The 9,869-nt window shown below is 65.9% G+C and carries 8 protein-coding genes and 1 tRNA gene; 2 read left to right on the forward strand and 7 right to left on the reverse strand.

Annotation, left to right across the window (positions count from 1 at the left end):
• Positions 1-63: 63 nt before the first annotated feature.
• The 5 genes from J8I33_RS33370 to J8I33_RS33390 all read right to left on the reverse strand — a co-directional run bounded on the left by J8I33_RS33370 (position 64) and on the right by J8I33_RS33390 (position 4,426).
• On the reverse strand, positions 64-1,080 hold the full coding sequence (locus tag J8I33_RS33370; RefSeq protein WP_124557638.1) for a DUF475 domain-containing protein: 1,017 nt from the start codon (positions 1,078-1,080) through the stop codon (positions 64-66).
• A gap of 43 nt (positions 1,081-1,123) precedes the next feature.
• Positions 1,124-1,864, reverse strand: a complete 741-nt coding sequence (locus J8I33_RS33375; RefSeq protein WP_209939946.1) for a VWA domain-containing protein — start codon at positions 1,862-1,864, stop codon at positions 1,124-1,126.
• Positions 1,865-1,884: 20 nt separating this feature from the next.
• Positions 1,885-2,982 (reverse strand): toxic anion resistance protein, encoded by a 1,098-nt coding sequence (locus J8I33_RS33380; protein ID WP_209939947.1) that lies wholly within the window; start codon positions 2,980-2,982, stop codon positions 1,885-1,887.
• 352 nt (positions 2,983-3,334) lie between these two features.
• Entirely contained in the window at positions 3,335-3,751 is a 417-nt protein-coding gene (locus J8I33_RS33385) for a hypothetical protein (protein WP_124631858.1), read from the reverse strand.
• Between the two features lie 45 nt (positions 3,752-3,796).
• Positions 3,797-4,426 (reverse strand): LysE family translocator, encoded by a 630-nt coding sequence (locus J8I33_RS33390; RefSeq protein ID WP_050018005.1) that lies wholly within the window; start codon positions 4,424-4,426, stop codon positions 3,797-3,799.
• 343 nt (positions 4,427-4,769) lie between these two features.
• On the opposite strand from J8I33_RS33390, the gene J8I33_RS33395 reads away from it, so the two are divergent.
• Positions 4,770-6,950 carry a TonB-dependent siderophore receptor gene (locus J8I33_RS33395; protein WP_050018006.1) on the forward strand — a complete coding sequence of 727 codons (2,181 nt, stop codon included), beginning with the start codon at positions 4,770-4,772 and terminating at the stop codon, positions 6,948-6,950.
• A 57-nt stretch (positions 6,951-7,007) separates the two neighbouring features.
• Positions 7,008-7,098: transfer RNA gene (locus J8I33_RS33400), tRNA-Ser, on the forward strand.
• A gap of 228 nt (positions 7,099-7,326) precedes the next feature.
• On the opposite strand, the gene J8I33_RS33405 is transcribed toward J8I33_RS33400, so the two are convergent.
• Together J8I33_RS33405 and J8I33_RS33410 are read right to left on the reverse strand one after the other, a co-directional pair.
• Entirely contained in the window at positions 7,327-9,342 is a 2,016-nt protein-coding gene (locus J8I33_RS33405) for a sodium:solute symporter family protein (RefSeq protein ID WP_209939948.1), read from the reverse strand.
• Between the two features lie 3 nt (positions 9,343-9,345).
• Positions 9,346-9,690, reverse strand: coding sequence for a DUF4212 domain-containing protein (locus tag J8I33_RS33410; RefSeq protein ID WP_050018008.1), 345 nt, complete (start codon positions 9,688-9,690; stop codon positions 9,346-9,348).
• Between the last annotated feature and the right edge of the window lie 179 nt (positions 9,691-9,869).

A 9,869-nucleotide genomic window follows, 5' to 3' on the forward strand; every position in this document is an offset into this window, starting at 1 on the left:
GCGGCGATGCCGGGCCGCGCGCGGCGGCCCCTTCGTGGATGGTTTTCGTGCCGCGTGACGCGCTTACTTGCCCGCCACCGCCGCGCGGTCTTCCTTGCGCTGCACGACGATCGACGACCACACGGCCGCGGCGATCATCGCCGCGCCGACCAGGCCCGTGACGACCTCGGGCACCTCGAGCTTCACGCCGAGGAACATGATGGTCGCGAGCGCGCCGATCGCCCAGAACGCACCGTGTTCGAGATAGCGGTACTGCGCGAGCGTGCCTTTCTTCAGCAGCACGAGCGTCATTTCCCGGATGTAGGCCGCACCGACGCCCAGGCCGAGTGCGATCAGGAAGATGTTGTTCGACAGCGCGAACGCGCCGATCACGCCGTCGAAGCTGAACGACGAATCGAGCACTTCCAGATACATGAAGCCCGCGACGCCTTCTCGCACCACGCGCGTGCCCGTGTCCTCGCCGCCGACCAGGTCGCCCACGCCGTGCGCGATCACGAAGCCGATCACGCCGAACGCGCCCGCGAGCAGGAAGCTCACCTGCTCGGTTGCCGGCACGTAGAACGACGCGACGATCACGATCGCGAGCGTCAGCGCCACTTCCAGCGCGGTGATGCGGCCGAGATGGCGCATCGGGCCTTCGAGGAAGCCGATCCAGTGCTCGTCCTTCTCGGTGTCGAGCATGAACTTGAAGAACACCATCAGCAGGAACGCGCCACCGAACGCCGACACCTCGTGATGCGCGGACGTCAGCACTGCCGCGTACTTGTCCGGCGATTCGACCGCGAGCGTCAGCGCGTCCCACAGGCCGATGTGGCCGATCACCGCGACGATCAGCAGCGGGAACACGAGCCGCATGCCGAACACCGCGACCGGCAGGCCGAACACCATGAAGCGGTTGCGCCACTTCTCCGACCAGTTCTTGAGCACCGATGCGTTGACGACCGCGTTGTCGAGCGACAGCGAAATTTCGAGCACGCACAGGACCGCGACGATCAGCATGTCCTTCACGCCGCCGAGGAGATAGGCCGCGATCAGCGCGAGCGCGGTGAGCGACAACGGGATCTTGAAGTCTTTCAACATGATGGAGTAATCGAGTTCAGAAAAATGGGCAGGCGGGACGCGCTTACTTCGCGCGCACCCAGTCGCAGAATTCCTGCGTGATCAGGTGTTCGTAGATCTGTTCGTCGCTGAGATCGAGCGATTCGAGATGCAGGAAGCCGACGTTCGGCATTTCGTCCGCCACTTCCGCGAGAAAGTCGAATTCGCTCGGATCGCCGACGCCGACGAGCGACCAGTACAGCGGGAAGTGCTGCGATTCGGCCAGCAGCTGACGCACGCGCTTGCGGTCGTTCTTCGGGTTCTGGCCGTCGGTGACGAACAGCACCCACGCGGGCAGATGGCCGTTCGCGGGCGCCGCAGCGGCCAGCGCGGGCGCGTCGTCCGCACCGCCGAACAGCCGGCTGAGAAAGCCGCGCTTTTCCTCGCGCTTCGGCTCCGGCGCACGGAAGAAGAAATCGACGATGTCGTTCATCACCGGTGCGTACTGCGTGCCGCCCCACTTTTCGATCCGTGCATTGAGCACGTGATCGGAAATGTACGAGCCGTAGTTGTCCGGCGTCGCGGTCGGCAGGCGGTCGTAGCCTTCGGTGAAGGTCCACGTGTCGACCTCGCCGTTGTCGTCGAACTTCAGTGCAATGCCGAGAATCCGGTCGTGCGTCTCCTGGATCACGCCCGACTGGTACAGCGGCTTCGCGGAACCCGAGATGTCGAGCGCCGCGCCGACGCGCACGACCGGCGGCTTCAGGATCCGACGTTTTTCGAGGACGATCGCGACCTTCGCCGCGCGTTTCTCAAGCGTAATCATGCGGTGTTCTCTCAGTTCTCTTAGTTGTGCTTCGGAGCGAATCGGGTGATCAGGTCCTGTTCGAGCTGGCGCAGGCGCGGCGCGTCCTGCTCGCGCTGGCGGCGTCCGTCGGCGATGATCTGCGTGATGTCGTCGAACGCGCCGAACAGCTGCTGCTGCGCGTATTCGAACGTGTCGGTCGAGATCACCGGACGCTGGCCGAGCTTCGCGACTTCCTGCGCGTTCTGGCGATTCAGGTCGGCCTGCGCGCGGATCGCCTCGTCGGCCGCGTCGTACGTCGCGTTCGCGAGCGCCGCCGCGCGCTTCGTGCTCAGCTGTTCGAGGTAGAGCGCGAACGCGTTGGTCCACGCGGGGATCAGCACGGTCTTGATCGTCATGAACTTCGACGTCAGCGTGCGTTTCTGGTCCTGCTCCATCCGGATCTGCGGCGCGAGCTGCTTCGACATCAGCATCGCGCGGTCGAGATCGTCGAGCTTGCTTTCGAGCGCGTCGACCTTGCGCTTCACGTCGAGCAGGCGCTGTGCGGCGAACGCATCGTCCGCCGGCTGCTGGCCGGCCGCCAGATGCGCGCGCAGCGCCGCAAGCGCCGTTTCGCCGTGCGCCTTCGACTGCGCGAGTTCCTGGTGCAGCGCGTAGTTGTCGTTGTACATCCGCTCGAGCTCGTCGATGCCGGCCTTCTGGCGCTGCGCATGGTTTTCGAGCTCGACGACGAGCGTGTCCATCCGCTTGCTCACCGATTCGTACTGCGACAGCAGCTTCTCCTTGGTCGAGCGGAACAGCCGCGTGACCTGCGTGAGCAGCCCGCCCTTGTCGGCGCCGCGCGGGTCGAGCCCTTTAGCGGTCGCGATCAACTCGTTGAGCTTGTCGCCGAACTGGTCGGCGTCCGACGCGCGGACGCTCGCGAGGATCTGCTGGGAGAAGGCGGCGATCCGCGTGCCCTGTGTCGCGCCGAGCTGGTCGATCTCGTCGACGGTGATCAGGCGCGCGTGTTCCGTCGGCTGCGCGGCCGGCACGGCGACGTTGGCGACGGCGGCCGGGGCGGCGATGGGCGACAAAGACGGCGTGGAAGGACGATCGCTGACCGCATCGGATTTGTTGTCGTCGAATAGCGGCTTCATGTGGCTACCACGTTTCCTTTTCTGCTTTTTGCTACGTGTTGTCGTGCGCGCGAGGCGCGCTTGCGCGGTGCCGTCGGTGCTCTCTCACGGGCGGCAGACCGGACAATAAAGGGCGACGATGCATGGCGTCAAGGGAAGGATTTCTTTCAATTTCCATTCATTTTGTAATGTCGTGAACGCGCGCGAGGCGCGGACGTCGCCATTCCTGCCGCCATGTGCGTAGGGCACGCACGATCGGCGCGCATCAAAACTTACACGCCCGATCAAAGTGAAAGAGAAATGAAATAGACGATTTTTGCAGATGTGGCGCGGGCCCCTCTGGCATGAAATGCGCGTGCTCGTCGGTCGCGCGTCAGCGATCCCGCACGCGATGCATGCCGAGCCGAGACCGGACGAACGGCACCGATAAGTCACGAATCGTGAAATCCCATCGTCCGTCGATACCGACAAAAGTCGTGCTGAAATGCCGGTCGTCGGCCCACGTCATCTCGTCCAGATGGCACGACGCATACATCGCACCGACCGTGCGCTGCGCGAGCACCTTCAGCGGCCCCTTCGACACGAGCGTAAACGTGACCGCTTCCTCGAACGGGCAGTCGTAGTCGGTGACAAGCAGAAACGCGGCCGGCGTCTCGAACTGGCGCAGCAGCACGTAACCGGAAACGGCGAGACCGGAACGCACGCCATCCACGAGCACATCGGTGCGCGCCGGCCACGCTTCATACGGCCCGTCGTGCGTTGCGAGCGCGAAGCGGTCGACCGGCTTCATCACCGCGCTGCCCTAGGCATACTGCTTCCCCGCTCCATCACCGTGTCAATGCGCAGCCTTCCGATACAGCGCAACGTACCCCGCGAGCATCAGCAGCAGCGATCCGCTGACGCGATTCAGCCACTTCTCGCCGGCCGCCTTCCATACGCGGACCGAATGCACGCCCAGCAGCGCGTAACCGGTCATCCCGATCGCGTCGATCGCCACGATCGTCGCCGCGAGAATCGCGTACTGCGGCGCGATCGCGTGCGACCGGTCGACGAACTGCGGCAGCAGCGCCGACATGAACAGGTAGTACTTCGGGTTGCTCATCGCGACGAAAAAGCTCTTCAGAAACGCGCTCCGGCGATCGGGCGTCGCAGGCACGCATGGCTGCGCAGCCGCGGCCCCGCCGCTCGATATCAGCATCCGGATGCCGACATACGCGAGCCACGCCGCGCCGAGCAGCTTCAGCGTCACGAACGCCGTTTCCGACGCGTCGAGCAGCACGCCGAGGCCGAACCCGACCAGCGCAACGAGCACGACGTCGGCGGTGACCGCGCCGAGCATACCGACCATCGCGTGACGCAGCCCGTAGCGCGAACCGTTGCTCATCGCGAGCAACACCGTCGGGCCGGGCGTCGCGACACCGACGGACAGGATCAGCGCAAAGGCGAGCAAGGCGGAGAGCGACATGGTGTGGCGTTCCTTTTGAAGAGTGCGATGCGGACGGGCGGTATGGAACCGATCGACCCGACAGACCGCAATCGGCACGCACGGTTTGTTACGACGAATGCGGACTTCGCATGATCGCATGTTCGTCCCGACGCCCGCTCGGCGGTTGTGCGCCGTCGCCGGTGAACGGCCCGCGGTTATCTCAAATAGTGGACTGATTTCCCCGTAAACGACAATGATTCTCGTTTACGTTAGACTCCGCCGCTCGATAAAAGCACGTCCGCGACAGTACGGACGCGTCACGCCGCCCGGATTCCGACTTGCCGCCCTGGGACGGATCATCGACCACACCGATTTGCGTCCCATGTCGACATTTTCGTTACCCGCCCGGCGTCTCACGCCGATTGCCTTCGGCATTGCGCTCGCCTGCGCCTTCCCGGCCGCCGCACACGCTCAGCAAGCGACTTCCGCCGCCAACACCGCGCCCGATGGCGCCGTGCTGCCGTCGATCAACGTGACCGGCGCGGCCGAGCCGCTGCCGGGCGATCTCGCGCCGACCTACGCCGGCGGCCAGGTCGCGCGCGGCGCGGATTTCGGCGTGCTCGGCCAGCAAAAGGCGAGCGACGTGCCGTTCAGCATGACCACCTACACGTCGAAACTGATCGAGGACCAGCAGGCGCGCACGCTCGCCGACGTGCTCGACAACGATCCGGCCGTGCGCAGCGCATCCGGCTACGGCAACTTCTCGCAGGTGTTCGTCATCCGCGGGTTCGCGCTCGCCGGCGACGACGTGTCGCTCAACGGCCTGTACGGCGTCACGCCGCGGCAGCTCGTCCAAACCGATGCGGTCGAGCGCGTCGACGTGTTCAAGGGCGCGAATGCCTTCCTGAACGGGGCATCGCCGAACGGCTCGGCAGTCGGCGGCGGCGTGAACCTCCAGCTGAAGCGCGCGGACGACAAGCCGCTCACGCGCGTCACCGTCGACGGCGCCACGTCCGGTTCGCTCGGCACGCATGTCGACATCGGCCGCCGCTTCGGCAGCGAAGGCCAGTTCGGCGTACGCGTGAACCAGTCGATCAGCGGCGGCGACACGGCCGTCGACGACGAGCGCCGCCGCGGCAACGTGACGGCGGTGTCGCTCGACTGGCGCGGCGACAGGCTGCGCCTGTCAGGGGACTTCCTGTATCAGCGGCAGCGGATCGACAACGGCCGCCCGATCGTGCTCGTCAGCGGCAATCAGTTGCCCGCCGTGCCGTCCGCGACGCACAACTATGCGCAGCCGTGGAGCTTCAGCGAACTCGAGGACACGGTCGGGATCGTGCGCGCCGAGTACGACTTCCTGCCCGCGTGGACGGCCTACGTATCGGCCGGCGCGCGCCATACGAACGAGCACGGCGACTACTACACGCCGACCTACTCGTCGTCCGGCACGACCGGCTCGCGCCTGAGCGTGCCGCACAAGGAAGATGCGCAGTCGGCCGAAGCCGGCGTGCGCGGCCGCTTCACGACCGGCCCCGTGTCGCACTTCGTGACGGCCGGCGCGTCGTTCATCCGCGTCGACAGCCAGTCCGCGTACACGCTGTCGAACGCGTTTCCGACGACGCTCTACGATCCGGCGCCGGTCGCGTTCCCGCCGACGGCCTACGCAGGCGGCGACATGAACGATCCGGGCACGGTCACGAAGAGCTGGCTGCGCAGCGTCGCGGTGTCCGATACGCTCGGCTTCCTCGACGATCGTGTGCTGTTCACGATCGGCGCACGCCGCCAGTCGATTTCGGTCGACAATTTCAGCTACACGGGCGCGGTCACGGGCGTCTACAGCGACGCGATCACGACGCCGGTATTCGGTCTCGTCGTGAAGCCGTGGCGCAACGTGTCGATCTTCGCGAACCGCAGCGAAGCGCTCGCCCAGGGCGAGATCGCACCGAACACCGCACGCAACGCTGGCCAGGCGCTGTCGCCGTACCGCTCGAAGCAATATGAAGCCGGCATCCGGTACGACACCGACAAGGTCGGCGCGTCGCTCGCGCTGTTCCAGATCGAGAAGCCGATGGCGTACACCGATCCGGCGACGAACCTGTTCGGCGCCGACGGCACCCAGCGCCACCGCGGCATCGAGACGGCCGTGTACGGCGAACCGTGGAAAGGCGTGCGGCTGATCGCGGGCGCGACGTACCTCAACGCGACGCTGCAGGACACGGCGGGCGGCGCGAACGACGGCCACCGGCCGATCGGCGTGCCGTCGTTCCTGCTCAATGCGGGCGCCGAATACGACGTACCGATGCTGAACGGGCTCACGCTGACCGCGCGCTGGATCCACACCGGGCCGCAGTACCTGGACGTCGCGAACACGATGTCGATCCACGCGTGGGACCGCGTCGACCTCGGCGCCCGTTACGCGACGGAGGTGTTCGGCAAGAAGACGACGTTCCGCGCGACCGTGCGCAACGTCGCGAACAAGTCGTACTGGTCGTCGACGATCGGCGGATACCTGACGCAGGGCGATCCGCGCTCGGTGTGGCTGTCGATGACGACGGATTTCTGACGAACGCCGAAGGGAGTGGCGGGCTGCCGCCAGAGTTTGCTATACTCTCGGTCTTCCGGAGAGATGGATGAGTGGTTTAAGTCGCACGCCTGGAAAGCGTGTATAGGTTAATCGCCTATCGGGGGTTCGAATCCCCCTCTCTCCGCCAGGATTCAAATGCCCGCGCCAGCGGGCATTTTCGTTTCCGGAGAGAAGCAAGCCGACAATTCGGCTTGCGCGGGGGATTCGAAGGGATTCGCTTGCAAGCGAATCCGCGGCCCGCGCTTGTGTGGGCAATCCCCCTCTCTCCGCCAGAATCCATGAAGCCCCCTGATTTCCCGAGAAATCAGGGGGCTTTTCATTTGGGCGTCGACACGCGATGCCTCATCGCCCCCCCTCACGGATGCCGAATGTAATCCACCAACGCCCGCGTATACTCATCCGGCCGCTTGTCACACAGACTCACCACGATCGCCACCGCGAACCCCGCCGGCACACCGAACACGCCTGAACTGATCGGCTCGATCCCGAACCACGTGCGCCCGGCGAACCCGGTCAGTTGCGTGAAGAACGGATAAGTCGACACGATGTAGTACACGCACACCGCCAACCCCGTCACCATCCCGGCAATCGCGCCACGCGTCGTCGTGCGCTTCCAGAACACCCCCAGCACCAGCACCGGAAAGAAGCTCGACGCCGCCAGCGAAAATGCCGCCCCGACGAGAAACAGAATTTTCCCGGTATTGAGCGACGCGACATACGACGCGAACAGCGCCACCCCCAGCAGCAGCACCTTCGAGATCGTCACGCGCCGCTGGCTCGACGCATCGGGCGCGACCATGCAGTAATAGACATCGTGCGACAGCGCGTTCGCGATCGTCAGCAACAACCCGTCCGCAGTCGACAGCGCCGCGGCCAGCGCACCGGCCGCGATCAGCCCCGACACGACATACGGCAGCCCCGCGATCTCCGGCGCGGCCAGCACGACCATGTCCGGCTGCATCTGGATTTCCGACCAGTGCACGATACCGTCGCGAATCACCTCGACGACGCTGATCAGGTCGGGTTCGAAGTGATGCCACTGCGTGATCCACGTCGGCAATTCGGCGAACGGTCGCCCGACGAGATTCGCGAGGATCTCGTACTTGATCAGCACCGCGAGCACCGGCACGCTCAGGTAGAACAGCGCGATGAAGAACAGCGTCCAGCCGACCGACCGCCGCGCCGACGCGACCGACGTGGTCGTGTTGTAGCGCGTCAGGATGTGCGGCAGGCTCGCGGTGCCGAGCGACAGGCACAGCAGCAGCGCGAGGAAGTTCCGCTCGCGCGGCTTGCGTTCGTCCTCGCTCGCGGCCGGAAACGGCTCGTGCATCGGCACGGGCGGCTCGGCACGCGCGAGCAGGTCGTCACGCGCCTGCGTCCACGCCACGCGCGCCGCCGCCGGATCGCGCGGGAAATCGGCCAGTTCGCGCTCGCGCCGGCTGATCTCGCGCAGCGGCCCGTTATGGCGCCGCAGGTCCGCAAGCTGGTCGACGAGATGCCGGCGCGCATCCGCATAGGACGCCGGCAACCGGTCGAGCCGCGTCTGGATAGCCGTGGCCTGCCGGCGGTATGCATCGCGCACCTGCTGCTCGTCGCGCGCGTCGCGCACCTGCGCCTCGCGCGCCGCGACGCGCTCCATCAGCTTGCCGTAATTGAACTGCGGCACCGGGCCGAGCCCGTTCTTCATCGCGATCAGCGACACCGGGATCAGGATCGCGCTGATCAGGATGATGTACTGCGCGACCTGGGTCCACGTGACCGCGCGCATCCCGCCGAGAAACGAGCACACGAGAATGCCCGCGAGCCCGCAGAAGATGCCGATCGCGAAATCGACGCCGATGAAGCGCGTCGCGATCAGGCCGATCCCCTGGATCTGCGCGACCAGGTACACGAACGAACACAGGATCGCCGCGCCGGCCGCGAGCGCGCGCACGGCCGTGCTCGAGAAGCGCGTGCCGAGAAAATCGGGAATCGTGTAGCGCGCGAGCTTGCGCACATACGGCGCGAGCAGGAACGCGACGAGGCAGAACCCGCCGGTCCAGCCCATCACGTACGCGAGCGCGTCGTAACCGGTGGCATAGAGCGAGCCGGCCAGCCCGATGAATGACGCGGCCGACAGCCAGTCGGCCGCCGTCGCCATCCCGTTGAACGCGGACGGCACGCGCCGTCCGGCCACGTAGTACTCGACCAGATCGGACGTGCGCGACAACAACCCGATCACCGCATACACGGCGATCGGCACGAACAGGAACACGTAGCCGATCCACACGCCCGAGCCCGTCGCGCGCTCGATCCGCCACATCAGCAGCACGAAGCCGAGAAATCCGAGCGTGTAGAGCGCGTATGCGCGTATCAGTCGACGCGTCAGCATGAATCAGCGCCCGCCGTTCGCATGGCCGGCGCGCGCCGCATGCTCGTCGTACGCGCGGCGCAGCGTGCGGTCCGCACGTTGCATCAACCCGATGTAGACGACGATCAGCACGAGGTACACGAGAATCGCGCCCTGCGCGCCGACATAGAACGGCAAGCTGAAGCCGGCGAAGCGCACGCCGGCGAGTGCGGGCCCGAAGAACGGCACGATGAACGACACCGCGAAGCCGATCACCATCAGCACCGCGATCAGTGCGACGTTGAAGCGCCAATAGCGCGCATGCGCACGCGCGAGCGGTACGGGAACGGGAGGTGGCGCGGCAGGCGCCGAACGGGTCGGAACGGTCATGCCGTTATGTAGCAAAAAGCCCCTGCGCGGGCAATCGGGATTGCCGCGCAGGGGCTTGCATGCTTGACGCGAACCGGCAGGCGTTCAGCGTACTTCGGTGAGCTGCTCGAGGATGGCCGGATTCTCGAGCGTGGACGTATCCTGCGTGATCGCCTCGCCCTTCGCGAGCGAGCGCAGCA

It is taken from the genome of Burkholderia sp. AcTa6-5 (assembly GCF_017815075.1).
Taxonomy (GTDB): Bacteria; Pseudomonadota; Gammaproteobacteria; order Burkholderiales; family Burkholderiaceae; genus Burkholderia; species Burkholderia sola.

Excerpts from the sequence above, each read along its gene's own strand:
- J8I33_RS33370 (WP_124557638.1), bottom strand. The coding sequence starts at position 1,080 with ATGTTGAAAGACTTCAAGATCCCGTTGTCGCTCACCGCGCTCGCGCTG.
- J8I33_RS33405 (WP_209939948.1), bottom strand. The coding sequence starts at position 9,342 with ATGCTGACGCGTCGACTGATACGCGCATACGCGCTCTACACGCTCGGA.
- J8I33_RS33410 (WP_050018008.1), bottom strand. The coding sequence starts at position 9,690 with ATGACCGTTCCGACCCGTTCGGCGCCTGCCGCGCCACCTCCCGTTCCC.
- J8I33_RS33395 (WP_050018006.1), top strand. The coding sequence starts at position 4,770 with ATGTCGACATTTTCGTTACCCGCCCGGCGTCTCACGCCGATTGCCTTC.
- J8I33_RS33380 (WP_209939947.1), bottom strand. The coding sequence starts at position 2,982 with ATGAAGCCGCTATTCGACGACAACAAATCCGATGCGGTCAGCGATCGT.
- J8I33_RS33390 (WP_050018005.1), bottom strand. The coding sequence starts at position 4,426 with ATGTCGCTCTCCGCCTTGCTCGCCTTTGCGCTGATCCTGTCCGTCGGT.
- J8I33_RS33375 (WP_209939946.1), bottom strand. The coding sequence starts at position 1,864 with ATGATTACGCTTGAGAAACGCGCGGCGAAGGTCGCGATCGTCCTCGAA.
- J8I33_RS33385 (WP_124631858.1), bottom strand. The coding sequence starts at position 3,751 with ATGAAGCCGGTCGACCGCTTCGCGCTCGCAACGCACGACGGGCCGTAT.